The sequence below is a fragment of the Streptomyces vinaceus genome (assembly GCF_008704935.1).
In the GTDB taxonomy this organism is placed as follows: domain Bacteria; phylum Actinomycetota; class Actinomycetes; order Streptomycetales; family Streptomycetaceae; genus Streptomyces; species Streptomyces vinaceus.
Map to the genome: position 1 here is coordinate 438,802 of NZ_CP023692.1, position 23,950 is coordinate 462,751.

Genomic DNA, 23,950 nt, shown 5'->3' on the forward strand with positions numbered 1-23,950 from the left:
ACAGTCCCTAGCCCAGCAGGACTCGGGACACCCAGGCCCGCAGATCGTCGGCCGAGGCTTCGGGCCCGTCCCCACCGGGACCGGCCCAGGCGATGTACCCGTCGGGGCGGACCAGGTACAGACCGCGCCCGTAGGCCTCGTACGCACCCGTCCGCACGGTACGCAGGCCCGGAAGCTCCGGCAGGCGCTCCGGCAGCGGGGTGTCCACCGCGAGCAGGGTGAAGTGGGGGCCCCGGTAGAGGTCGAAGAGCCGCAGTCCCTCGCGCCTGCCGTCCGGGGCTCGGTCTCCGGCGGTGAGGGCGCCCTCCGCCAGCCCGGTGCGTATCTCACGGCTGAGCGAGGAGCCGCGCTGACCGAGGCCGAGCTGGCGCGTGGCCGCGCCGCGCTGCTCCTCGCCGCGGTGGATGCGGGTGGACAGCCCCAGCATGGCCGCTGCGTTGGGCAGGCGCTCCTCCTCGTACGTGTCCAACAGCGCCTCGGGGGCCCCGTCGCGCAGCACCGCGGCCAGCTTCCAGCCCAGGTTGTAGGCGTCCTGGACGCTGGTGTTCAGCCCCTGGCCGCCGGCCGGCGAGTGGATGTGGGCGGCGTCGCCCGCGAGGAACACCCTGCCGTCACGGAACCGGTCGGCGAGCGCGGCGTTGACGGTGAAGTCCGATGCCCACAGCACCTCGGTGACCTCGCCGGCCGGTATGTGGGTGGACTCGGCGACCAGTGCGCGCACGCCCTCGGCGGTGACCTCGGCGCCGGACGCCGCCGACCGCGCGATGAACTGGAACTCCCGCGTGTGCGGCAAGGGACAGAGGCTCGCGAAGCCCGTACCGCCCGGGGCGGGCGGGAAGATGTGCCAGTTGTCCCGGTCGAGCGTCGGTATGACCACATCGGCGACGAGCAGCGGGGCGGGGTCGACGCGCTCGCCGGTCATCTTGACGCCGAGGAGCCGGCGGACCGTGGACCGGCCGCCGTCGGCGGCGACGGCGTATCCCGCGCGGACGGCCACCGGGCTCCCGCCTCCTGCGGGTATGAGGGTGGCCGTGACGAACTCGGTATTCTGCGTGAGCCCGGTCAGCTCCGCCCCGAACACCACGTCACCGCCCAGTTCACGGAGGCGGTCGAGCAGGATCCGCTGGGTACGCCACTGGGGCAGCAGCCACGGCCCGGTGTAGGGCGCGTCCTCGGTCGGCCCGATGTCTTCGAACATGCGGTACTCCCCCGCGCGAGCGCCGTCCTGCCATGTCATGCCGACCGGCGCCGGGCCACCCCACCGCAAGACCTCCCCCACCACGCCGAGGTCGTCGAAGACCTCCAGGGTCCGCGGCTGGACACCTTTGCCGCGCGAACCGGGGAACAGCTCCGGCGCCCGCTCGACCACCAGCGCGCGCACACCGCGCCGGGCGAGGTCACAGGCCAGGACGAGGCCGGTGGGACCTGCGCCCACGATCAGGACGTCACTCGGCTCTTCTCGATACGTCCACTGGTTCATCGCTCTCCCCGTCCGATTGCTCCCACCCACTCCTTAACAACGTTAAGGAGCCTCGTCACACAAGGGTGCCCTTAACACCGTTAAGCTGTCAACGTCACGGAAGAGTGAACCGCCCCGGGAGACCGAGCAGCCGATGAACGCCAAGCCCCAGCAGACCCCGCCGCGTGTCCCGCCCCTGACGCGCCTGACCGTCGCCGAGACCGCGCTGCGGCTGCTGAACGAGGGCGGGCTCGACAAGCTCACCCTCCGCGCCATCGCGCAGGAACTGGACGTGAAGGCCCCGGCGCTGTACTGGCACTTCAAGAACAAGCAGGAACTGATCGACGAGATGGCCACGGAGATGTTCCGGCGCATGGTCGCGGACCCGGAGGCATCCGGACCCGACGCCCCCACCACGCCCTGGCGCGAGCAGATGTCCGTCGCCAACCGCGGCCTGCGCCGGGCCCTGCTCTCCTACCGCGACGGCGCCCGCGTGTTCACCGGCTCACGCTTCAACGGGACCGAGCACGCGGAACGGTCCGAGGCCCATCTGCGCGCCCTGCTGGCGCAGGGGTTCGAACTGCCGCAGGCCGTCAGGGCCATGGCGACCGCCTTCTCGTACACGCTCGGCTTCGTGATCGAGGAACAGGGCGTCCACCCCGTCCCGGGCGAGCGCCGGGAGGGCTACGACGTGACGGAACGCGGCGAGCGCCTGGCCGACTACCCGCTCGCCGCGGCCGCCGGTACGCACCTCTTCGAGGAGTACGACGAGCACTTCGAGGAGGGCCTGCAGATCGTCCTCGACGGCATCGCCGCCCACTACGGAATCCACTGACCGCCGCGGCCCGACCGGCGCCCGAAGACCGACGACCGACGACCGACGACCGAACGTCGCCGGTCGCCGATACGGATCAGAAATGGGTTACGGAAGTTACGGCACGTTCACCATCGTCTCGCAGCGGACCGCCACGTCGGCGCCGTCCGTCCCGTCACAAATGTCCTTCGCATCGTCGCCCCCGTCCAGGACGTCGTTGCCGCCCGCGACCGCGTCCGGCGCGATCGGCGTGCTCTGCGCGGGCCTGGCGGGCTGCGCGGGCTTGGCGGGCTTGGGCGCCGGGGTGGGGTTGCTCTGGCGGCCGGGGCGCGCGGGCTTGCCGGTCGCCTGGCCGTTCTCGCCCCTGCCGTGCGCGGCGTGGCCCGAGTTGCTGTCGCCGATGATGGCGTCGACACCGGGTCCGCCCAGCAGTACGTCCGCGCCGTGGCCGGTGGCGCTGCCCTCGGCGGAGGAGTCGCCGGTGATGCTGTCGTCCCCGGGGCCGCCGTCGATGAAGTCCCTGCCGCCGCCGGTCGCGTTGATGCCGCCGCGGCTGTCGCCGATCATGGCGTCGTTGCCCGCCTCGCCGAACAGGACGTCGTCGCCGCCGCCCGACGCGCTGGAGCCGAAGGCCATGCTGTCGCCGCCCATGCGGTCGTCACCCGGTCCGCCGAACAGGACGTCGTTGCCTCCGCCGTCCACGGGAGCCCGGGTGGAGAGCAGGTCTCCGCGCATGAGGTCGTCGCCCTCACCGCCGTCCAGCTGGTCGTCGCCCAGGCCGCCGGCGATCGTGTCGTTGCCGCCGAGACCGCAGATCAGGTCGTTGCCGCCGAGACCGTCGATGGTGTCCGCGGCCGCCGACCCGATGATGACGTCGTTGCCCTCCGTCCCGGTGAGGGTGCCGGATCCGGTGATGGTCGCGGGCTGCCCGAAACAGGTGGGGTCGGCCGCGTGGGCGAGGGTCGCCGGCGCCCCGAAGGAGAGCAGGGCGGCTGCGGTCAGCATCGTGAGTGACTTACGGCAAGGCATACAGACCCTCCGGTCGGAGTGTGCACGGCTGTTCCGGCTGTCCAAGGAACCAGGCTCGAATCCGTGGGGAACATATGAGGCAAATGACCTGAATGCAATGAACTGCATAGCATTTTGTATGCCTTACGCCCGATTAGCCCTGCCCCACCGGGTCACAGCACATGCGTACCGCGCGCGATCGCGTGAAGCTGGGGGTCAGGTGACACGCAACACCCCTCGGAAGGGTCTGGCCTCATGCCGCTCACGCATCGCAAGGATTTGGGTCTGCTCGCCCTGCGCCTGGGCACCGGCGGTGTTCTGCTCGCACACGGATCCCAGAAGCTCTTCGGATGGTTCGGCGGGGCCGGTATCGAGGGCACGGCCCGCGGCATGGAGCAGATGGGGTTCACCCCGGGCCGGGAGAGCGCGCTCGCGGCCGGGCTCGGCGAAGCGGGCGGCGGGCTGCTGCTCGCGCTGGGACTCGCGACTCCTGCGGCCGGCGCCGCGGCGGCCGGGGCCATGGCGGGGGCAGCTGCCGTGCACGCGCCCGCCGGGTTCTTCGCCCAGGGCGGCGGCCTGGAGTACCCCGCCTTCCTCGGGTTCGTGGCGGCCTGCCTCGGCCTGTCCGGGCCCGGCCGCTTCTCGCTCGACCACGCGAGCCGGCACCGGCTGGACCGGCCGGCCACGGTGGGAATGGCCTTCGCGCTCAGCGCGGCCGCCGCCACCGTCGTCCTCAACCGCCGGGCCGCTACGCTCGCCGCCGCCGAAGCAGAAGCCGAAGCAGAAGCCGAAGCAGAAGCCTGAGCCGAGGCCGCCGGCCCGGGCCGGGACCCCGACAGCCGGACGGCGTAGCCGCCGCCACCGGTTCGCGGGCAGGAGGCTCGGGCGCCGGCCGGGGCCGGAGGGCCGGGGCGGGTGGGGCTACCAGCCGAAGCGGCGGTCGACCTCCCGCGCGAACTCCTCGAACGTGAGCACGTTGTCGCCGTTCTTGTCCGCGGCGTCGAAGAGCGCGGACGAGGCGTCGACGTCCCCCAGGCCCCAGAACGGCAGGTCGCCGTTGGCGGCCAGGGTCGGGCCCTTCGTCCGCAGGGCGGTGATCACTTCCAGGCGGGTCAGGGTGCCGTCATGGTTGAGATCGAGCGCCTCGAACAGCTTGCGGGCCTTCGTACTCATCACGCACGTCCTTCCGGGAGGAATCGGCAGGCACTGCCTGCCGCCAGCCTACGGCGCACCCCACCAGCGCCGGCCGGGCGGGGCGCCGGGGCCGACCGGCGGGGCCACGGCGCCCTTTCGGCGGCTCCGAACCTCCCGGCCCACCAGGCCGTGCCCACCCCGAACCGGTAGCCGGAGGAACGAGGAAACAGGCGGATGAGCGAGACACCACCCCGGCACGCCACCGAGGAGCGGGCCGTCACGGTCCTGATGGCGGTGGTCCCGTGCGGCGCCGAGACGGCGCGGCGGATCCTGGCGGACGCGGCCAGGACCGCCGGCGCCGGACGGCGCGAGACGGCCGAGGCCGTACTCGTACGGGAAAGCGGCGGCAAGCCGCCCGCCCAGCTCGGCAAGGCCCTGGCGGAGGCGTTGGACGAGGCCCGCTGCGCCACCGAGCCCCTCACGCATCCGTACACGCGGCTGCTCCCCGACCCGCGGACGATCGCGGGCCTGCTGAAGCGGCACCGCGCCCTGCGCCGCCGCGCCTTGGCCGCACCCGGGGACACGGCCGTACGCGACGAGCTCGACGACGCCACGTACACCCTGTGCATCCTGATGGGCCGGCGCAACGCCTACGCGGCGCTCCGCGCGGCCGAACTCCTCACCGGCGCCGAGTGGCTCGGCACGACCACGTCCGGCGGGCCGGGTCGGCACCGAGACGGCCCGCCCCGCCTCCGCGGTGCCGGGCCGCGTCAACAGGGCGCCACGGGGCGCGACTTTCCGTAGCCGAGCTGCTACCTTTCGTGATCGCCGAGGAAGTGATCACGTGGAAAGGTGCGTCCCATGAAGACGTTCAGGAACACGACCCGCGCTCTGGCGCTCGCGGTGGTGAGCCTGGTGGCGGCCGCAGCCGTGCCGGCCGGGCAGGTCTCCGCCGCGACGGGGCGGGCGGCGCAGTGCCGCACCATCGGAACGTCGTTCACCGACAAGATGATCCCCGGGCAGTGCATCAGCAACGGTGCCAACCGCCTGGAGATGCAGTACGACGGCAACCTGGTCCTCTACTCCGGCAGCCGCGCGTGCTGGGCGAGCGGCACCGACGGAACCGACGGGGTGTGCGCCGAGTTCTCGGGCGACTGGCGGCCCGACTCCCCGTACCTGTCCCTGGAATCGCAGTTCGGACAGCTCAGGAAGTACCGCGGGAAGTACACCGGACTGCACAAGACCGGCAACGTCAGCATCAATGGCAAGGGCGAGGTCTGGATCGCGTACGGGAAGCTGGCGGGCTGCTGATCATGGCCGTCATCGGGAAGCCGGCGCGCGGTGCGGCCGCCTTCGTCCTCGCCTGCTCCGTCCTGTTCGGGGCGCCCGCGGTCGCCGGCGCCGTGCCGGCGCGGCCGGCGGACGCGTGCGTGGCGGGCGAGAACCTGGGCGAGGTCGCGAACAACTTCATCTCGCGGTGCCGCAAGGGGTCCATCCGCCAGGTGTTCCCCGGCGAGCACTTCGGGGACACGCTCGGATTCATCCGCGGCTGCGGGCTCAGGTCCTGCAACACGGCGTGGAAGCTGCTGAACGACAACCGGTTCAAGAAGTGAGGACGTACGTCGCCGTCCTCGTCCACGCGGCCGAGGTCGAGACCGGGGCCGAGGCAAAGGTCGAAACCGAGGGCGAGGCCGGAGCCCCGGCGGCGGCCGAGCGCCGAGCGCCCCTGTACCGGGAGAGCTTCGTCCTGCTGACCGCCCGGAGCGAGGACGAGGCCAGGTCCAGGGCGCGGGCCCACGGCGAGAGCCTGGAGACGAGCTACCGCAACGAGCGGGGCGAGCCGGTCACCTGGACGTTCCGGCAGCTCGTGGACGTCGCGGAGGTACCGGACGACCGCCTCGGGGACGGAGCGGAGCTCTACACGAGGCACTTCCGCGACTTCGCCGCGTACACGGCGTTCGAGCCCCTCCTCGCGGGCGAGGACCTCTGACGGGTGGGACCTCTCGAACTGCGCCCCGCGGACGTCCGCCGCCCGAGCTCGTCCCGGCGGGCGCTGCTCGCCGGGTCGGTCGGCAACCTCGTCGAGTGGTACGAGTTCGGCGTCTACGGGAGCCTGGCCACCGTCATCGCCGCGAACTTCTTCCGGTACGAGGGGAGCAGCGGCGCCGAGGCGCTGGTGGCCACGTACGCCTCCTTCGCGCTCGCGTTCTTCTTCCGGCCCGTGGGCGCCGTGGTGTTCGGGCGGCTGGGCGACCGGCTGGGGCGACGGCCCGCCCTCGTGGTGGTCGTCGGCCTCATGACGCTCGCCACCGTCCTGATCGGTCTGCTGCCGACCCGCGCCGCCATCGGCGCCGCCGCGCCCTGGCTGCTCACGCTTGCGCGGGCGCTGCAAGGGCTGTCCGCGGGCGGCGAGTTCGGCGGGGCGGTCTCCTTCATGACGGAGTACGCGCCCGTCGGCCGCCGCGGCCTCTACGGTGCCTGGCAGTCGTTCACCGTCGCGCTCGGCCTGCTCACCGGGGCCGGTACGGCGGCGGCGCTGGCGGGCGCACTGCCCGCGGGGGCCCTGTACGCGTGGGGGTGGCGGATCCCGTTCCTGCTGGCCCTTCCGCTGGGCGCGGTGGCCCTGTGGCTGCGGACCGCGCTCGACGAGCCGCCCCCGCCGTCGGCGGCCCCGGCGGCCGCCCCGGCGGGCGGCGTGCCGGTCGGCAGCGTGCCGGTCGGCCCCCGGGAGCTCGCCCGGGCCGTCGTCCTCGGTATCGGGCGGATCATGGGCTGGTCGGCGGCCGGGTACACCTTCCTCGTCGTCCTGCCGTCGTACCTCCAGACGACACCGGGGACCTCGCTGCGCGAGGCCCTGCTGGCCACCGCCCTCGCCAACGTCGGGTTCGCGGCCTCGATCCTGCCCGCCGGGGCGCTCAGCGACCGGATCGGCCGGCGTCCGGTGATGCTGGGCGGGGCCCTCGGCGTCACGCTGCTGGCCCTCCCCCTCCTCCACGTGCTCCAGTCCCCCGGCGCCTCGCCGTGGGCCAGGGCCGGGGCCGTCCTGCTCGCGGGTGCGCTGGTCGGTCTGATGGCCGGACCCGGGCCGGCCATGCTCGCCGAGATGTTCCCGCGCAGGGTGCGCTGCACCGGACTCGGACTCGCCTACGCCCTCGCGGGCGCGGTGTTCTCCGGCTGCGCCGGGCTCGTCATCACCGCCCTGATCGCCCGGACGGGAGACACCTCCGTGCCCGCGTACTACGCCGCCGGAGCCTGCGCGCTCAGCTGCTGCGCCCTGCTGGGGCTGCGCGGCCAAGGCCATCGGGAGCCGCTGGGATGAGGGTGATCGGGCTGATGTCGGGCACCTCGTACGACGCCGTCGACGCCGCGGCCGCCGACCTCGAACGCGGCGCCGAGGACGGCGTGCTGCGCCTCGTGCCGCTGGGCATGGTCAGCGAGCCCTACCCGGCCGATGTGCGCGAGGCCCTCGCCGCCGCCTTGCCGCCCGCCACGACCACCCTGGCCGAGGTCTGCCGGCTCGACACCCGGATCGGGCAGGCCTTCGCGGCGCTCGCGTCCCGGGCCGACCGGGAACTGTGCGCGGGGCGCGCCGAGTTGATCGCCTCCCACGGGCAGACGGTGTACCACTGGGCCGAGGAGGGCCGGGTCCACGGCACGCTCCAGCTCGGGGAGCCCGCGTGGATCGCCGAGCGCAGCGGCTGCCCGGTCGTCTCCGGCTTCCGCCCGCGTGACGTGGCGGCGGGCGGGCAGGGCGCTCCGCTGGTGAGTCTGATCGACCTCATGCTCCTGCGCGGGCGCCCCGGCGTCCCCGCCGCCCTGAACATCGGGGGGATCGCCAATGTCACGGTGCTGCCGGCGGGCGGCGATCCCCTGGCCTTCGACACGGGCCCCGGCAACGCCCTGATCGACGCCGCGGTCCGTGAGCTGAGCTCCGGGAAGCGGGCCTACGACGCGGAGGGTGCGCTCGCCGCCGCCGGGCGCGTGCACGAGGGGCTGCTGGAGCGGCTGCTGTCCGAGGAGCCGTACTACCGGATACCGCCTCCCCGGACCACGGGCAAGGAGCTGTTCCACGCGGGCTACCTGCGGGCTCGCCTCGCGGGCCTCGGTGAGCTCCGGCCGCAGGACCTCGTCGCGACGCTCACGCGGCTGACCGCCCGTACGGTGGCCGACGCGCTGCGCCCGCTCGCGGCCACGGAGGTGTTCGTGTCGGGTGGCGGCGTACGCAACCCCGCGCTGATGGCGATGCTCCGCGAGGAGCTGGGGAGCGCCGCCGTACGCGGTTCTCAGGAGCTCGGGCTGCCCGCCGGGGCGAAGGAGGCCTACGCCTTCGCGGTGCTCGGCTACCTCAGCCTCCACGGGCTCCCGGGCAACGACCCGGGGTGTACGGGCGCCGCGGGGCCCCGCGTACTGGGATCGCTCACTCCCGGGAGCCGCCCGCTGCGCCTTCCCGCGCCTGCGGGCCGCGCCCCGCACGCCCTGACCGTGGGCGCACCGCCCGGGGGCACACCGCCGGGCTGACCGCCGCCGCGTTCCACGGCTCCCCGACGGGGGTACGGCTCACCGGCCGGCCGGCGGGGCGAGCAGCTCGGGACCGTTGTTCCGCACGCTGTTGACCGCCGTGGACACCGCCCGTACGGCGAGGTGCCCGTCGGCCGGGGTGTGGAGCAGGGCGCGCAGGTCGTGGACGTCCTCGTGGGCCGGGTCCAGCCAGGCGTCGTGGTCCTGCGCGGCCACGGCCAGCGGCATCCGGGGGTGGATGCGGCCCGCCGCGTCGGTGGCCTCGGTCGTGATGATCGTCGTGGTGATGAGCCAGGCGGCCGGGTCGTCCTCGTCGGTCACGGCCGGGTCGCGCCAGAACTCGTACAGCCCGGCCATGGCCATCACCGAGGTGTCCTCCGGAGTGATGAAGTAGGGCTGCTTGTAGGCCTTCGCCGTGGCGGTGGCGGCCACGGACTGCCACTCGTAGAAGCCGTCCGCCGGCAGCAGGCAGCGGCGCCGGGTGAAGGCCCGGCGGTAGGCCGGCTTCTCGTGCACCGTCTCCACCCGCGCGTTGATCATCCGGGCGCCCCCGGTGGGGTCCTTCGCCCAGGAGGGGACCAAGCCCCAGCGCAGGGTGCGCAGCCTGCGCTCCACCTCCCCCGTCGTGCGGTCGGGGCGTTCCAGGACGGCCCACACCTCGTCGGTGGGGGCCACGTTCCAGCTCGGTGCCAGCGTCTCCCGGGGGTCCCAACGGGCCTCGAACAGGCCGGCCAGGTCCTCGGGGGCGCGGCTGGAGGCATATCGACCGCACATGGGTCCACTGTCCCACCGTGAGGGCCGCTGCGGCCTTCCGGCCGCCCGCCGCCGCGGCCGTGTCCACCGCGGCGCCGTGCCGGCGCCGCGGGCGCGGGATCAAGGAGGGGTACGTGCCCGCAGCCGCCGGGGCGGCCGCCCGGGCCGCTCACCGCGGACGGCCGCCGTCTCCAGCCTAGGCCGCACTGCCGCCACCCCGCTCGGCGACGGCCACCGGGCGCCTCCCCCGCTCGTACGGGCGGCCCCCGGTCGCCCGCCCCCGCTGCCCGCCGCCCCGGCGCCATGGTCCGCGACGGCAAGGTCGTGCTGCGGAGCTCGGGGTCCGGGACATCGGGCCGGCCTACTCCAACCGCACCGCCTGCTACGGGGCTACCGGCGATACGGGGCTCCCGGGCTCCCGGACTACGGCTTCATCGCCTGGCCGCCGATGTCGGCGGCTCCGTCGAGCAGTTCCCGCCACCACGACTCCACCTGGCGGTGGCCCATCGTGGCCCAGGCCGGGGTCCGCTCCACCTGGCCCCGGCCGAGGCGGCGGGCCAGGGCGACCATCTCCCGCCCGGCCGCGCCGCGCGTCGCGTGGTAGGCGTCCAGCAGCTCGGACCAGGTGCCGGCCCGGCGCCAGGCTTCCTCGAACGCGCTGGCGTCCTGGAGGGCCTTGGCCACCCCGCTCGTGTTGTGGGGGCGCACCACGGTCGCCGCGTCGCCCGCGAGCAGGAGGCGCCCGGCCGTCGTACGCGCCGCTTCGAGGTCGTAGATGGGCTGGACGTACGTGTCCGCGGCCGCGGTCAGCCCGAGCACCCGCGCCCAGTGGGGCGGGAACTCCCGCTCCAGCAACGTGCCCAGGTGCGCGGTGAGTTCCTCGGTCACCCGCCCCGGCGGGAAGCTGGTCGGGTCGTCGAACGGCAGCCGGCCGCCGCTCGGCGGCATGGCGTACAGGACCCAGTTCACCCGGGGGCCGTCCGGCCCGGGGGTCGGGTAGACCACGCAGCTCCCGCCGGGGAAGCAGACGGTGGTCACCGCGTCGGTGGGCACGCCTCCGTGGCCGAGCCCCTCCAGATGCCGGGCGTCCAGGTTCCCGCGCCAGCAGACGTACCCGGCGTACACGGGCCGGGACCCGGGGCAGACGGCCTCGCGCACCACCGAGCGGTACCCGTCGGCGCCGACGACCAGGTCGAACGGCTCGGCCCGCCCGCCGGCCGTCCGTACCTCGGCCCCCGCGCCGGTGTCGGCCACGCCCGTCACCGCCGCGCCCTGCCGGTAGACCACGGAGGCGGGCGTCGCCTCCCGCAGCCCGCGCCACAGCAGGCCCCAGTGGTACGAGTGGAACGGGAACGGCTGCTCCCAGAAGACCCGCCCGGCCGGCCCGGCCGCCGCGTCGTCCCGGACGATCCAGCGTCGCCGGGTCAGCCGGTGCGCGGCGATGCCGGCGGGCAGGGCGCCGGTGGCGGCGAGTTCGGCGGCCCGCCCGTCGTGGATGCAGAGGCCGAGGCCCCGGTCGGCCAGCCGTCCCTGGGTGCGCTCCAGCACCACCACCTCGTCGGCGCCCGCGCGGGCCGCCGCCGAGGCCAGCGCGCAACCGGCGACGCTCCCGCCCACCACCGCGACCGTACCGCCCCGCATGACTGCTCCCTCCAGACGAACTCCCGGAGCCCGTCAGCCTACTGAGGTCCGACGGGCTCGGGGGGCGGTTCGCCGGCGGCCGGGCGCCGGGGAGCGACGGACCGCGGGGAGATCAGCCGGCCAGTGCCGCCGAGACGACGGAGCGGGCCTCCTCCTGTACGCGGGCCAGGTGGTCCGCGCCGTGGAAGGACTCGGCGTAGATCTTGTAGACGTCCTCCGTGCCCGAGGGGCGGGCCGCGAACCAGGCGTGCTCCGTGGTGACCTTGATGCCGCCGATGGCGGCCCCGTTCCCGGGAGCCTCCGTCAGCACCGCCGTGACCGGCTCGCCCGCCAGGGTGTCGGCGGTGACCTGTTCGGGGGACAGCCGGCCGAGGACCGCCTTCTCCTCCCGGGTGGCCGGGGCGTCGATCCGGGCGTACGCCGGCTCGCCGAAGCGGCCCGTCAGGCCGGCGTACCGCTCGCTCGGGGTCTGCCCGGTCACGGCCAGGATCTCCGAGGCCAGCAGGGCCAGCAGGATGCCGTCCTTGTCGGTGGTCCACACGGAGCCGTCGCGGCGCAGGAAGGAGGCGCCGGCCGACTCCTCGCCGCCGAAGCCGATGGAGCCCGCGGAGAGCCCGTCCACGAACCACTTGAAACCGACGGGGACCTCGACCAGTTCGCGGCCCAGGTCCGCGGCCACCCGGTCGATCATCCCCGAGGAGACCAGGGTCTTGCCGACGCCCGCGTCCGCGGGCCACTGCTCGCGGTGGCTGTAGAGGTATTCGATCGCGGTGGCGAGGTAGTGGTTGGGGTTCATCAGCCCGCCGTCCGGCGTCACGATGCCGTGCCGGTCGGCGTCGGCGTCGTTGCCGGTGGCGATCTGGAACCGGTCCCGGCCCTCGATCAGCGAGGCCATCGCGTACGGGGAGGAGCAGTCCATCCGGATCTTGCCGTCCCAGTCCAGCGTCATGAACCGCCAGGTGGGGTCGGTGTACGGGTTGACCACGGTCAGGTCGAGCCGGTGCTCCTCGGCGATCCGGCCCCAGTACGCCACGGAGGCCCCGCCGAGCGGGTCGGCCCCGATGCGCACGCCCGCGGCGCGGACGGCGTCCAGGTCGAGCACGGACGGCAGATCGCGTACGTACGTGCCGAGGAAGTCGTAGGTACCCGTGGTCGCGGCGGCCGCGGCGCGCGCGAACGGGATGCGCCGGACCTCCTTCATCCCGCCGGTGATGATCTCGTTGGCGCGCTCCTGGATCCAGCCCGTCGCGTCCGATCCGGCGGGCCCGCCGTGCGGCGGGTTGTACTTGAAGCCGCCGTCCGCGGGCGGGTTGTGCGAGGGGGTGACCACCACGCCGTCGGCCAGGGCAGAGGTGCGGCCCCGGTTGTGGGTGAGGATCGCGTGCGAGACCGCGGGCGTGGGGGTGTACCCGTCGGCGCTGTCGACCAGGACGCTCACGCCGTTGGCGGCGAAGACCTCCAGGGCGGTCACCCGGGCGGGTTCGGACAGGGCATGGGTGTCCGCGCCGAGGAAGAGGGGGCCGTCGATGCCCTGCTGGGCCCGGTACTCGCAGATCGCCTGGCTGGTCGCGGCGATGTGGTCCTCGTTGAAGGCCGTGGCGAGGGAGGAGCCGCGGTGTCCCGAGGTGCCGAAGCTGACGCGCTGGCCGGGGTCGGCCGGATCGGGGTGCAGCGCGTAGTACGCGGTGACGAGGCGGGCCACGTCGACCAGGTCCTCCGGGCGCGCCTGCTGCCTCGCTCTGTCGTTGAGCATCCGCCCTATTCCTCCGTAAGAGATCAAAGAGAACAACCGCGCCCATTGTGTCGCCCCCTGAACGTGCCCGCACCGCCGCGTCCCCACTCGGCGCGCGCCTGTGCCCCGGGTCACGCCTCCGGGCCGGTGCTCGGCACGCCGGTGAAGGCGGTGGTGGCCGACAGGAGGAAGGCGTCGGTCCAGCCGGCAGTTCCGCGTGGTGGACGGCCACCCGGTCGCCCGGGAAGGCCTCGGCGAGCACGCGTGCCGCGGAGTCCGCACCGTGTGGTTCCGGTCCGACAACCCTTGTTGCCGTTTCCGGGACGGCCGGGGTGGAATGCCCCCATGGACACATCAGCCGGCACTCCGGCCGACCCGCCCTCGCCCGCCCCGTACCGGACCGTTCTCGACGAGGTCGGCCCCCGGCTCAAGCGGCTGCGCGCCCGGCGCGGGCTCACCCTCGCCGCGCTCTCCGAGACGACCGGCATCTCCAAGAGCACCCTGTCCCGTCTGGAGTCCGGGCAGCGCCGCCCCAGCCTGGAGCTGCTGCTGCCGCTGGCGAGTGCGTACCGCGTGCCGCTGGACGATCTGGTGGGAGCACCCGAAGTGGGCGACCCCCGGGTCCGGCTGACCCCGCAGGCGATGCCGAACGGCGACTCGTACGTCCCGCTGTCCCGGACCCCGGGCCCCCTCCAGGCGTACAAGATGATCATCACGGACCGGGGTACGGAGCCGGATCTCCGTACCCACGAGGGCTATGAGTGGATGTACGTGCTCCAGGGCCGGTTGCGGCTGGTGCTCCCGGAGCACGATCTGGTCCTCGGCCCCGGCGAGGTCGCCGAGTTCGACACCCGGCTCCCCCACTGGTTCAGCAGTGCCGACGGCCGGCCCGTCGAGGTCCTCAGCCTCTTCGGCCGCCAGGGCGAACGCATGCACGTCCGCGCGAAGCCCTCCCCGAAGCCCGCCCCGTAGGCGGCGGTGCGCCTCATGCCGGCAGGTTCAGGAGCATCAGCGGGCGGGTGGTGGGCCGGGCGGACCCGCCGGCGGGTTCGACGGTGAGCCCCACTCCGGAGGCGCCCTGGACACCTCCCTCCATGAGTGTGGCCCCGTCCCGCGTGAGGAGCCCGGCGGGCCGCATGGTGCCGTGGTCGTCGAACCAGAGCTGGTACGTCCGGTCCGCGCCGGGGTCGGGGAGCCCGGCGCCGATGAAGACCGCCCGGTCGCGCTGTTTGGAGCTGACCACGGAGGTGGTGGCTCCGCCGGTGGTGCGGCCCCGTACCGTCCGGGCGTCGGGGGCGGCCAGCACGGCGCCGACGTCCTGGAGGCGGCGTTCGGAGGCCTGTGCCTGCTGGCGGGCCTCCTCGGCGAGCCGGTTCTGCCGCACGGTGACCCCGCCGAGCACGGCCGCGGCGGCGATGCTCGCGGCGATGACCAGCGTGATGGCCTTGCGGCGCAGGATCGCGGTGAACGTCGTCGGCTGCCGTCCCACCGCCGGGAGCAGCGGGGGCAGTTGGCGGACCGAGTCGATGCCGTGGAGCACCGCGTCCTTCATGCGCGCGGGCGGCGGCGCGGTGGCGGCGCCGGCCAGGCGGGCGGCGGTGGCGGCGAACTCGGCCACTTCCTGCCGGCAGGAAGGGCAGCCGTCGAGGTGCCCGGTGAACACTTCGTGTTCCGCCGGTGTGAGTGCGTGGAGGGCGTACGCGCCGGTGAGGGTGTGCAGTTCCCCGTCGTGCTTCATGTGGTCACCCCCATGCAGTCGCGCAGCCGGATGAGTCCGTCGCGCATGCGTGTCTTGATCGTGGGCAGCGGAGCGCGCAGGGTCTCGGCGACCTCGCGGTAGGTCAGGCCCTGGTAGTAGGCCAGTGTGACGGCCTGGCGCTGGATCTCGGTCAGTCCGCGCATGCAGCGCCGTACCTGCTCGCTCTCCAGCCTGGTCTCGACCTGTTCCGCGACCTCGTCGAACGGGCGCGCCTGAAGGCGGGCCGCCTGGTCCTGTTCGCGGTTGATCGCGGCCTGCGCGGAGCGGACGCGGTCGACGGCCCTGCGATGGGCGAGGGTGGCGGCCCAGGTGTGCACGCTGCCCTGTTCGGGGCGGTAGCGGGCGGCCTGGCGCCATAGGTCGATCATCACCTCTTGTGTCACCTCTTCGGACTGGGCGCGGTCGCGTACGACGCGGACGACCAGTCCGAACACGGTCCCGGACAGGGCGTCGTACAGCGCGGAGAACGCGTCCTTGTCGCCGCGGGCCACCCGGGACATCAGGTCTTCGAGCCGGGGGCCGCGGTGTCGTGGACACCGAAGGGCAGGGGTTGCCCGGTGGTGGCGGAGGGTCCGCCGGGGTCCGTCCGTCGCATGACAGTCCTTCCGGTCGCATGGACCGGCCCGTTCACAAAGGGGGCCGACCGCTCCGGATGGTGCCAGGTTCGCGTTCTCGACCGGTCTTCGGAGCGGACATCTGTACGGATTGGTCAACCAGGTCGCCAATTCCGCGTCGATGTGCAGCAGGTACGGATGCCCTGCCCGCGCGGCCGGTTGCGCCCGCGGCAACTTCCACCAATCCGGGGGAACTCCGGCGGCGAAGCAAGGGGGAGACGCCGCCGCGACCCGGCGACGGCGCGGCGACCGGTGGGGAGTGGCGAATGGTGCGTACCCGGAGCGTGGCCGTGATCGGCGGCGGGGTGGCGGGGCTGACCGCCGCCTACGTCCTGCAGAAGGCGTGCGACGTCACGCTGTACGAGGCGGACCCCCGGCTGGGGGGTCACGCCCACACCCATGAACTGCCCGCCGGGGACGGCGGAACCGTGCGGGTGGACTCGGGGTTCATCGTCCACAACGAGCGCACCTACCCGCTGCTGACCCGGCTCTTGCGCGAACTCGCAGTGGCCACGCAGGACTCCGAGATGAGCATGTCCGTGCGGTGCGACGGATGCGGTCTGGAGTACGCCGGCGCCCGCGGGCCCGCGGGCCTGTTCACCGGGCGGGCGGCGCTGCGCGGCCGGTACCTGCGGCTGCTGGCCGAAGTGCCGCTCTTCCACCGCCGTGCCCGCCGCTTGCTGGCCGCGGGCGGCCCCGACCAGCGGCTCACCCTGCGCGCGTTCCTCGCCGAGGGCGGGTTCTCCCCGTACTTCGTCGGCCACTTCATCACGCCGTTGGTGTCGGCCGTGTGGTCCTGCCCCGGCGACACCGCGCTGGAGTACCCGGCCGCGTACCTGTTCCGCTTCCTCGACCACCACGGGCTGTTGTCCGTGACGGGGTCCCCGCGGTGGAAGACGGTCACCGGCGGCAGCGCCGCCTACGTGGAGAAGGCCGCCAAGGAGATCAGCAACGTCCGGACCGCCACCCGGGTCGACCGGGTGGACCGGATACCGAGCGGCGTGCTGGTCGGCACCGAGGACGGTACGACGGACCCCTACGACGCGGTCGTCATCGCCACCCACCCCGACCAGGCGCTGCGCCTGCTGGCCGACCCGACCCCGGACGAGCGGCGGGTCCTGGGCGCCTTCCGGTACGAGGAGAACCCGACGGTGCTGCACACCGACACCGGCCTGCTGCCCCGCTCGCCGAGGGCCCGCGCATCGTGGAACTACCACCTCCAGGACTGCCGCCCGGGGCCGGAGGGGGTCCGGGTCAGCTACGACATGACACGGCTCCAGCGGCTGCCGGGCCGTACCCGGTACGTCGTCACCCTGAACGCGGGCGGGCGGGTCGACCCCGAGCGCGTCCTGGCACGGATGGATTACGCGCACCCCGTCCACACGGCGGAGTCGGTGGCCGCGCAGCGGGCACTGCCCCGCCTCAACACGCGGGTGACCGCGTTCGCGGGGGCGTACCACGGGTGGGGGTTCCACGAGGACGGCTGCCACTCGGGAGTGCGAGCTGCCGCGGCGCTGGGGGTGCGGTGGTGAGCCGGGTGGACGCGCCCACGGTGGCGCGGCGGATGCGCCGAAGGTCCGCACCGGTTCGGGTGGCCCGGTCGGTTGCGGTGGCCCCGACTCCCCCCGCCCTGCCCTCCGTTGACGTGCCCGCCCTGTACGACTGCGTCGTCTCCCACGCGCGGACGGCCCCCGTACGGCTCTCGTTGCGGCACCTCACGTACATGTGGCTCGTGGACCTGGACGCGCTCCCCCGCCTCCCCCGGCCCCTGCGCCCGCTGGCCCGCTTCGACGCCCGGGACCACTTCGCCGCCGCGCCGACCATCCGGGCCGGCCTCGACGCGTACCTGGCCTCCCGGGGCGTGCACCTCGACGGCGGTCAGGTCCTGATGCTGGCCCACGCCCGGGTCCTGGGGTACGTGTCCAACCCGCTGACGCTGTACTGGTGCCACGACCGGGCCGGGACCCTGGTCTGCGTGGTGGCCGAGGTCCACCACCCGTACGGACAGCGCCACTGCCACCTGCTGCGGACCGACGGGGCCGGCCGGGCCGAGGCCCCGAAGGAGCTGTACGTCTCGCCGTTCTTCCCCGTCGACGGCCGCCACCTCATGCGCCTGCCGGAGCCCCGGGAGCGGCTGGGGATCACCGTCCAGCTCGTACGCGCCGGTCAGCGGCCCTTCACCGCGACCCTGCACGGCCGCCACCGCCCCGCCACCACCTTCGCCCTGCTGCGCGCGGTCGCGCGGCGGCCGTGGTCCACGGCCGCGGTCCGGGCCGGCATCCGCCGCCACGCCGTCCGCCTGCCGCTCCGGGGGCTGTCCGTACAGCCCCGCCCCGCTCGCGCACTCCAGGAAGGCAACCCCTCGTGACCCTTTCGCTGCCCCGCACCGCCGACACCGCCGAGTCCGCCTCCGGCGCCGCCGCCGACGCCGCCGCGCGGGCCTGGCCGGACGTGGCGCGGCCGCCGGCCGCCCCCTTCGGGCACGCGGCCGTCGCCCGCCGACTGGTCCGCCGCGCCGTGACCGCCCTGCCGCTACGCTGCCGCTTCGGCGCCGAACCGGCGATCGGCCTCGGCCCCTCGCTGACCGTCCACGACCCGGACGCCTTCTTCCGCCGGATCGGGGCGCAGGGCCTGATCGGCTTCGGCGAGTCCTACATGGCGGGCGAATGGGACAGCGACGACCTGCCCGGCCTGCTGACCGTCCTCGCCGCGCACGTGGACGACCTCATGCCCGTCCCGCTGCGCCGGCTGCGCGGGGCGTGGGTGCAGCGCAGGCCCGAGGCGCAGCTGAACTCGCGGGCCGGCGCCCGGGAGAACGTCCGCCGCCACTACGACCTGTCGAACGAGCTGTTCGCGCTCTTCCTCGACGAGACCATGTCGTACTCGTCCGCCGTCTTCACCTCGTTCCCCGCCCGCCACGAGAGCCTGCCCGCCGCGCAGCACCGCAAGACCGACCGGCTGCTGGACCTCTGCGGCGTCGGCGCGGGCACGCGCCTGCTGGAGATCGGCACGGGATGGGGCGAACTCGCGCTGCGCGCGGCCGCCCGCGGGGCCTACGTGACGACGGTCACCCTCTCCGCCGAGCAGCAGCGCCTCGCCCGCCGCCGGATCGCCGCCGCGGGGCTGGCCGACCGGGTGGACGTGGAACTGCGGGACTACCGTGATGTGGAGGGCCGGTACGACGCGGTGGTGAGCGTGGAGATGATCGAGGCGGTCGGCAGGGACTTCTGGCCCACGTACTTCGCCGCCCTGCGCGATGCGGTGGCGCCCGGGGGCCGGATAGCGCTCCAGTCCATCACCATGGGGCACGAGCGGATGCTGCGGACCGCCGCTACGCACACGTGGATCAGCAAGTACGTGTTCCCCGGCGGCCTGATCCCCTCGCGCGAGGCGATCGAGACGCACGCGGCCGGCGCGGGGCTGCGGATCGTCTCCGACCAGGGGTACGGGGACCACTACGCGCAGACCCTGTGCCTGTGGCGGGAGCGCTTCACGGAGCGGGCCGAGGAGGTGGCGGCGCTCGGCTTCGACGCGACGTTCCGGCGGATGTGGGAGTTCTACCTGGCCTACTCGGAAGCCGGGTTCCGCTCCCGCTACCTCGACGTCCGGCAGCTGCTCCTGACCGAGGACGCCCCGCACGGGGCGCGGCGATGACCCCCGCGCCCGGGCAGGCCCTCCCGCCCGACCCGGCCGGGGGCGCCGTCGGCGCGAAGGCCGTCCGGCGGGTGCGGCCGGCCGCTGACCCCTCCTCGTGGGGAGGCCGCTCGTGAGGGCGCCGGCGGGTGCGCTGGTGCTGCACCGGGTGCCGCGGGAGCCGGTGGCCGCGGTGCTCCTGCTGCACGGAGGGCGGGCGGAGGGGCTGGGCGCCCCGCCGCGGCCGAACCTGCCGGGGCTGCGGATGCGTCCGTTCGCCCGGGCGGTGGCGGGCAGCCGGGCGGCGCGGGACGTGGTCGTGGCGGAGGTCCGCTACGAGCACCGCGGCTGGAACGGGCACCGCGCGGACCCGGTCCACGACGTGTGGCAGGCGCTGCGCGAGCTGTGCTGCGTGGCCGGCCCGCTGCCCGTGGTGCTGGTCGGGCACTCCATGGGCGGGCGCGCCGCGCTGCGGGCCGCCGCCGATCCGCTGGTCCGCGCGGTGGTGGGGCTCGCACCGTGGTGCCCGCCGGGGGAACCGGTCCTGCACCTCGGGGACACGGCCGTGGTGCTGCTGCACGACGAGGCGGACCGGGTCACGGACGCGCAGGGGTCGTGGGACTACGTACGGCGGGCCCGCGCCCGGGGGGCCCGGGCGGCGGGCATCGCCATGCCGACCGGCGGGCACGCGATGGTCCGCGGGGCCCCGGCCTGGCATCGGATCGCGCGGGACACGGCGCTGGGTCTGCTGGAGCTGGCCCCGCTCCCGGACACCCTGTTCACCGACCCCGTCCCCACGCCGCCGGGCCCTGCGGCGCGGGGCCGGCAGCCGGTCAGCGGCCCGGGGCGGCCGTGGCGGTGAGCCGTCGGCGGTCCGCTTCTTCGACCTGGCGGCCCAGGGGCCCGAAGGCGAGGAGGAACAGCAGTCCGGCCAGCGGCAGCAGGTCCAGGCTGAGGCCCGTGGCCACGATGCCCGCGACCACCGCGAGGGGCCGCCAGGCGGCGGTCCGGCGCAGGGCGGCCAGCTGGGTCAGGAGCAGCAGCAGGCCGACGTAGAAGAGGAGGGGGCCGACAGTGTAGACGGCGGGCTCCACACCGGCGTGGCTCTTGACGCGCCGGAAGATCTCGCGCATGGCCTCGCGGTCCTCGCTGAGGAAACCGGCGACGAGGTCGATGACCGCCTGCGCGACCACGGTGGCCGCGCCGAGCAGCGCGGTCACCGCCCCGGCGGCGGCCAGCCCCCGGCCGCCCGGGCCGCGCTCCGCCGCGGCCGTCCGGCGCAGCCCCAGCACGACGGGGACGAAGCACAACACGGCGGTCAGGAAGAAGAGGTGGCCCGCGGACCAGGCCGCCCCGGGGCCGTGTTCCCCGTCGGTGAGCCGGATGAGCCCGTAGGCCGTCATGCAGAGCGGTCCGACGCTGAACGCCGCCCGCTGCCATGGTGAGTTCGACATGGATCGATCGTGTCCGCGCCGGACCCGCCGGCCCTCCGGGAAGGCCCTGACCCGCCCCTGACGGGGCGGGTCGCCGGCCCTAGGTGAGGGCCCGAGGGGGATTACTCGACGACCAGGGTGACGGGGATGTTGCCGCGGGTGGCCTTGGAGTAGGGGCAGACCTCGTGGGCCTGCTTGACCAGCAGCTCGCCCGTCTCCCCCGCGAGGGACTCCGGCAGCTCGACGCGGAGGGTGACGGCCAGGGCGAAGCCCGTGTCGTCCTTGCCGATCGAGGTCTCCGCGGTGACCGAGACCTCACCGGTGTCGACCTTCGCCTGCCGGCCGACCAGGCCGAGCGCGCTGGCGAAGCAGGCCGCGTAGCCCGCCGCGAAGAGCTGCTCGGGGTTGGTGCCCTGGCCGCTGCCGCCGAGCGCCGGGGGCATGGCGAGCGCGAGGTCGATCTGACCGTCGGAGCTGACCGTGCGGCCTTCGCGGCCGTTGGCGGTGGCGACAGCGGTGTACAGCGCGTCCATGGGGGTTCCTCTCGCGGTGGTGACCGTTCAGCCGGCGATCGGCTGACACCCAGAATTAGAGCACACAATTAAGTTGTGCACAACTAAATGCCTCGCAAGCGCTGCCCGGGTACACTGGCGTCCATGAGCGAGCAGCCGACCCGAACCCTCCGCGAGGAGGACTTCCTCCGCCTGGACGGCCAGATCTGCTTCGCGCTGAACTCGGCGAGCAGGGCCTTCAACGGCCTCTACCGCGTCGTCCTCAAGGACCTCGGCCTGACCTACCCGCAGTACCTGGTGATGCTGGTGCTGTGGGAGCACGGCACGACGCCTGTCAAGGAGATCGGAAAGCACCTCCGGCTCGACTCGGGCACCCTGTCGCCGCTGCTCAAGCGCCTTGAGGCGGCCGGACTGGTCCACCGCGAGCGCAGCACCGAGGACGAGCGGTCCGTGCGCGTCGGCCTCACCGGGGAGGGTGCGGCGCTGCGCGCACGCGCGGTGGAGGTGCCGCGCCGGATCGCGGCCGCGACCGGGTTCGAGCTCGCCGAGATCCGGGACCTCCAGATCCGCCTGCACCGCCTCACCGCGGCCCTCGACGCCGCCGTCCCCGAGGCCTGACCGGCTGCGGCTGACGCGCGCCCCGCCGGCGGGGCGTCCGCCGGGCAACGCGCTCCCTCCCGGTCTAGGTTGACCGGCATGGTCCACGTACTCGGAAGCCGCGTCCTGCTCACCCCCACCGACCCGGAGCGCTCGCGCGCGTTCTACGGAGGCACCCTGGGGCTCGCCGTCCACCGGGAGTTCGGCACCGGGCCGGACCGCGGCACGGTCTACTTCCTGGGCGGCGGCTTCCTGGAGGTCTCGGGGCGCGCCGACGGGCCGTCGGCCCCCGGGCTCCGGCTGTGGCTCCAGGTCGCCGACGCACAGGCGGCGTACGAGGAGTTGCTGGCGCGGGGCGCCGAGGTGCTGCGGCCGCCCCGGCGAGAGCCCTGGGGGCTGATCGAGATGTGGGTCGCCGACCCGGACGGGGTGCGCATCGCCGTGGTGGAGGTCCCGGAGGACCACCCCCTGCGCTACCGCCCCTGAGCCCCTGCGCCCCCGAGCCCGTCCACCCATCGGGGGGACATCGGGCCCGCTCCCTGGACACGCCGTCAACCCCTTCCGGCCCTGTGGCCAGTAGGGAAGCGGCTGCACGCCGCGCGCATACCAGAGATGAATATGCGGTGGAGGCCTTTTGTAAAGATCAACTCAGTGTGCTGGATTGATCACCGACAGTGCCCCCGGCTGCGCGGAAGGACACCGAATGCGCACGGTTCGCGAATCAGTCCTGGACGTTCTACGAGCACGTGGTATCACCACGGTCTTCGGCAACCCCGGCTCGACCGAACTCCCGATGCTCAAGCGGTTCCCCGAGGACTTCCGCTACGTACTCGGCCTCCAGGAGGCCGTGGTCGTCGGCATGGCCGACGGATTCGCCCTCGCCTCCAGAACCACCTCCCTGGTCAACCTGCACACCGGTCCCGGAACCGGCAACGCGATGGGCGCCGTCCTGAACGCCCGTGCGAACCGCACCCCGATGGTCGTCACCGCGGGCCAGCAGGTGCGCGCCATGCTCACCATGGAGGCCCTGCTCTCCAACCCGCAGGCCACGCTGCTCCCCCAGCCCGCCGTCAAGTGGGCGTACGAGCCCCCGCGCCCCGCCGACGTACCGGCCGCGCTGGCCCGCGCCGTGCAGATCGCCGAAACCCCGCCCCACGGGCCGGTGTTCCTCTCCCTGCCCATGGACGACTTCGACGCGGAGCTCAGCGAGGCCGAGGACCGGGCCGGCCGCGCCGGCGCCGCCCGCCGGATCACGCACGCCGCCGCGCCCGACGCCGCCACGGTCGGGGCGCTCGCCGACCGGATCTCCCGCGCCCGCTCCGCCGTCCTCGTCGTCGGCGACGACGTCGACGCCTCGGGCGCATGGGACGGCGTCCTCGCGCTCGCCGAGCGCACCGCACTGCCCGTCTGGGCGGCGCCCGTGTCGGCCCGCGTCTCCTTCCCCCGCAGCCACCCGCAGTTCCGCGGGGACCTGGCCCCGGCGATCGGGCCGCTCGGCCGGCAGCTCGCGGGACACGACCTGGTGGTCGTGATCGGCGCGCCCGTGTTCCGCTATTACCCCTACGTCCCCGGGGACCACCTGCCGGAGGGCGCCGAGCTGGTGCTCCTCACCCGTGACGCCGAGGAGGCCGCCCGGGCCCCCGTCGGGGACGCGGTCGTCGCGGACCTGGCCCTGACCGTACGGGCCCTCGCGGAGCGGCTCCCGGCCGCAGCCGCGCACGCGCCCGCCCCGCACGAGCCGGTGCGCTTCTCCGAGGCCGACGGGGTCCTCACCCCGCTCGCGGCCCTCACCGCCATCGCGCACGGCGCCCCCGAGAACACCCTCTGGGTCAACGAATCGCCCTCCAACGTCCCGCAGTTCCACGAGGCGACCCGCATCAGCTCCCCGGACTCCTACCTGTTCTCGGCGGGCGGCGGACTCGGCTTCGGGGCGGCGGCGGCCGTCGGCGCGCAGCTCGGCGCGCCCGCCCGGCCCGTGGTCTGCGTCATCGGCGACGGCTCGATCCACTACGCCGTGCAGGCCCTGTGGACCGCGGCCGCGTACAAGGTGCCGGTCACCTTCGTCGTCCTCAGCAACGCGAAGTACGCGATCCTCCACTGGTTCGCGCAGCTCGAACACGCCCAGGGCTCCCCCGGTCTCGACATCCCCGGTCTGGACATCACGGCCGTCGCCGACGGCTACGGGGTGCGCACCCACCGCGCCCAGGGCGCGGGTGAACTCACCAAGCTCGTACGGGACGCGGCGGCCCAGCAGGACGGCCCGGTGCTCATCGACGTGCCCGTGACCACCGAGCTCCCCTCCCTCTGAAGCCCGGCCGCCCAGCTCCCGGCCACCCGCCTCCT

General features: G+C 74.2%; 26 protein-coding genes. 16 read left to right on the forward strand and 10 right to left on the reverse strand.

The window, feature by feature from the left end; genetic code table 11:
• Positions 1-7: 7 nt before the first annotated feature.
• Complete coding sequence (locus tag CP980_RS02070) at positions 8-1,510, reverse strand: FAD-dependent monooxygenase (protein WP_268257480.1); 1,503 nt, start codon at positions 1,508-1,510, stop codon at positions 8-10.
• A 103-nt stretch (positions 1,511-1,613) separates the two neighbouring features.
• Between CP980_RS02070 and CP980_RS02075 the strand changes: the two genes are divergently transcribed.
• A complete protein-coding gene (locus CP980_RS02075) occupies positions 1,614-2,294 on the forward strand; it encodes a TetR/AcrR family transcriptional regulator (RefSeq protein WP_132753447.1) in 681 nt (226 codons plus the stop codon).
• A gap of 96 nt (positions 2,295-2,390) precedes the next feature.
• On the opposite strand, the gene CP980_RS02080 is transcribed toward CP980_RS02075, so the two are convergent.
• On the reverse strand, positions 2,391-3,278 hold the full coding sequence (locus CP980_RS02080) for a calcium-binding protein (protein ID WP_167535771.1): 888 nt from the start codon (positions 3,276-3,278) through the stop codon (positions 2,391-2,393).
• 258 nt (positions 3,279-3,536) lie between these two features.
• Here CP980_RS02080 and CP980_RS02085 point away from each other — a divergent pair, with 258 nt between their 5' ends.
• Positions 3,537-4,085 (forward strand): DoxX family protein, encoded by a 549-nt coding sequence (locus CP980_RS02085; protein ID WP_150492427.1) that lies wholly within the window; start codon positions 3,537-3,539, stop codon positions 4,083-4,085.
• A 117-nt stretch (positions 4,086-4,202) separates the two neighbouring features.
• Here the strand turns inward: CP980_RS02085 and CP980_RS02090 are convergent, their stop codons facing one another.
• Entirely contained in the window at positions 4,203-4,454 is a 252-nt protein-coding gene (locus CP980_RS02090; RefSeq protein ID WP_132753453.1) for an EF-hand domain-containing protein, read from the reverse strand.
• Positions 4,455-4,649: 195 nt separating this feature from the next.
• On the opposite strand from CP980_RS02090, the gene CP980_RS02095 reads away from it, so the two are divergent.
• The 6 genes from CP980_RS02095 to CP980_RS02115 are packed head-to-tail and all read left to right on the forward strand — an operon-like array spanning position 4,650 to position 8,933.
• Positions 4,650-5,219 carry a DUF5133 domain-containing protein gene (locus CP980_RS02095; protein ID WP_229907442.1) on the forward strand — a complete coding sequence of 190 codons (570 nt, stop codon included), beginning with the start codon at positions 4,650-4,652 and terminating at the stop codon, positions 5,217-5,219.
• 57 nt (positions 5,220-5,276) lie between these two features.
• Complete coding sequence (locus tag CP980_RS02100) at positions 5,277-5,726, forward strand: hypothetical protein (protein WP_150492428.1); 450 nt, start codon at positions 5,277-5,279, stop codon at positions 5,724-5,726.
• A gap of 2 nt (positions 5,727-5,728) precedes the next feature.
• The gene (locus CP980_RS34955) at positions 5,729-6,028 is read left to right on the forward strand and encodes a hypothetical protein (RefSeq protein WP_165937187.1); all 300 of its coding nucleotides are present in this window, start codon (positions 5,729-5,731) and stop codon (positions 6,026-6,028) included.
• Positions 6,025-6,405: a DUF4288 domain-containing protein gene (locus tag CP980_RS34960; RefSeq protein WP_167535772.1), complete on the forward strand. Its 381-nt coding sequence runs from the start codon at positions 6,025-6,027 to the stop codon at positions 6,403-6,405. The genes CP980_RS34955 and CP980_RS34960 overlap by 4 nt, the downstream gene beginning before the upstream one ends.
• Before the next feature lie 3 nt (positions 6,406-6,408).
• Positions 6,409-7,734: an MFS transporter gene (locus CP980_RS02110; protein ID WP_150492430.1), complete on the forward strand. Its 1,326-nt coding sequence runs from the start codon at positions 6,409-6,411 to the stop codon at positions 7,732-7,734.
• Complete coding sequence (locus tag CP980_RS02115) at positions 7,731-8,933, forward strand: anhydro-N-acetylmuramic acid kinase (RefSeq protein ID WP_150492431.1); 1,203 nt, start codon at positions 7,731-7,733, stop codon at positions 8,931-8,933. Before CP980_RS02110 ends, CP980_RS02115 begins: the two co-directional genes overlap by 4 nt.
• A 39-nt stretch (positions 8,934-8,972) precedes the next feature.
• Here the strand turns inward: CP980_RS02115 and CP980_RS02120 are convergent, their stop codons facing one another.
• From CP980_RS02120 to pgm, 3 genes are all read right to left on the reverse strand, one after another.
• Positions 8,973-9,707 carry an SOS response-associated peptidase gene (locus CP980_RS02120; protein ID WP_150492432.1) on the reverse strand — a complete coding sequence of 245 codons (735 nt, stop codon included), beginning with the start codon at positions 9,705-9,707 and terminating at the stop codon, positions 8,973-8,975.
• A gap of 402 nt (positions 9,708-10,109) precedes the next feature.
• Positions 10,110-11,327, reverse strand: coding sequence for an FAD-dependent monooxygenase (locus tag CP980_RS02125; RefSeq protein WP_150492433.1), 1,218 nt, complete (start codon positions 11,325-11,327; stop codon positions 10,110-10,112).
• Positions 11,328-11,439: 112 nt separating this feature from the next.
• Positions 11,440-13,080: a phosphoglucomutase (alpha-D-glucose-1,6-bisphosphate-dependent) gene (gene pgm / locus CP980_RS02130; RefSeq protein ID WP_150492434.1), complete on the reverse strand. Its 1,641-nt coding sequence runs from the start codon at positions 13,078-13,080 to the stop codon at positions 11,440-11,442.
• Between the two features lie 324 nt (positions 13,081-13,404).
• On the opposite strand from pgm, the gene CP980_RS02135 reads away from it, so the two are divergent.
• Positions 13,405-14,031, forward strand: coding sequence for a helix-turn-helix domain-containing protein (locus tag CP980_RS02135; RefSeq protein ID WP_150492435.1), 627 nt, complete (start codon positions 13,405-13,407; stop codon positions 14,029-14,031).
• Positions 14,032-14,044: 13 nt separating this feature from the next.
• Here the strand turns inward: CP980_RS02135 and CP980_RS02140 are convergent, their stop codons facing one another.
• A complete protein-coding gene (locus CP980_RS02140) occupies positions 14,045-14,797 on the reverse strand; it encodes an anti-sigma factor (RefSeq protein ID WP_132753467.1) in 753 nt (250 codons plus the stop codon).
• Positions 14,794-15,318 carry an ECF RNA polymerase sigma factor SigK gene (gene sigK / locus CP980_RS02145; RefSeq protein WP_150492436.1) on the reverse strand — a complete coding sequence of 175 codons (525 nt, stop codon included), beginning with the start codon at positions 15,316-15,318 and terminating at the stop codon, positions 14,794-14,796. The genes CP980_RS02140 and sigK overlap by 4 nt, the downstream gene beginning before the upstream one ends.
• A gap of 380 nt (positions 15,319-15,698) precedes the next feature.
• Here sigK and CP980_RS02150 point away from each other — a divergent pair, with 380 nt between their 5' ends.
• The 4 genes from CP980_RS02150 to CP980_RS02165 all read left to right on the forward strand — a co-directional run bounded on the left by CP980_RS02150 (position 15,699) and on the right by CP980_RS02165 (position 19,927).
• Entirely contained in the window at positions 15,699-16,964 is a 1,266-nt protein-coding gene (locus CP980_RS02150) for an NAD(P)/FAD-dependent oxidoreductase (protein WP_150492437.1), read from the forward strand.
• Between the two features lie 77 nt (positions 16,965-17,041).
• Complete coding sequence (locus CP980_RS02155; protein WP_229907441.1) at positions 17,042-17,800, forward strand: DUF1365 domain-containing protein; 759 nt, start codon at positions 17,042-17,044, stop codon at positions 17,798-17,800.
• The gene (locus tag CP980_RS02160; protein ID WP_229907440.1) at positions 17,797-19,086 is read left to right on the forward strand and encodes an SAM-dependent methyltransferase; all 1,290 of its coding nucleotides are present in this window, start codon (positions 17,797-17,799) and stop codon (positions 19,084-19,086) included. The genes CP980_RS02155 and CP980_RS02160 overlap by 4 nt, the downstream gene beginning before the upstream one ends.
• Before the next feature lie 112 nt (positions 19,087-19,198).
• Positions 19,199-19,927, forward strand: a complete 729-nt coding sequence (locus CP980_RS02165; protein WP_229907439.1) for an alpha/beta fold hydrolase — start codon at positions 19,199-19,201, stop codon at positions 19,925-19,927.
• On the opposite strand, the gene CP980_RS02170 is transcribed toward CP980_RS02165, so the two are convergent.
• Both CP980_RS02170 and CP980_RS02175 read right to left on the reverse strand, forming a co-directional pair.
• Entirely contained in the window at positions 19,899-20,519 is a 621-nt protein-coding gene (locus tag CP980_RS02170) for a hypothetical protein (protein ID WP_132753475.1), read from the reverse strand. The genes CP980_RS02165 and CP980_RS02170 overlap by 29 nt on opposite strands.
• Before the next feature lie 101 nt (positions 20,520-20,620).
• On the reverse strand, positions 20,621-21,031 hold the full coding sequence (locus CP980_RS02175; protein WP_048479056.1) for an organic hydroperoxide resistance protein: 411 nt from the start codon (positions 21,029-21,031) through the stop codon (positions 20,621-20,623).
• Positions 21,032-21,154: 123 nt separating this feature from the next.
• Here CP980_RS02175 and CP980_RS02180 point away from each other — a divergent pair, with 123 nt between their 5' ends.
• The 3 genes from CP980_RS02180 (at position 21,155) to mdlC (ending at position 23,915) form a co-directional block, all read left to right on the forward strand.
• A complete protein-coding gene (locus CP980_RS02180; RefSeq protein ID WP_099894592.1) occupies positions 21,155-21,628 on the forward strand; it encodes a MarR family winged helix-turn-helix transcriptional regulator in 474 nt (157 codons plus the stop codon).
• A 78-nt stretch (positions 21,629-21,706) separates the two neighbouring features.
• Positions 21,707-22,093: a VOC family protein gene (locus tag CP980_RS02185; RefSeq protein ID WP_150492439.1), complete on the forward strand. Its 387-nt coding sequence runs from the start codon at positions 21,707-21,709 to the stop codon at positions 22,091-22,093.
• 217 nt (positions 22,094-22,310) lie between these two features.
• Positions 22,311-23,915, forward strand: coding sequence for a benzoylformate decarboxylase (gene mdlC / locus CP980_RS02190; protein WP_150492440.1), 1,605 nt, complete (start codon positions 22,311-22,313; stop codon positions 23,913-23,915).
• Positions 23,916-23,950: the final 35 nt, after the last annotated feature.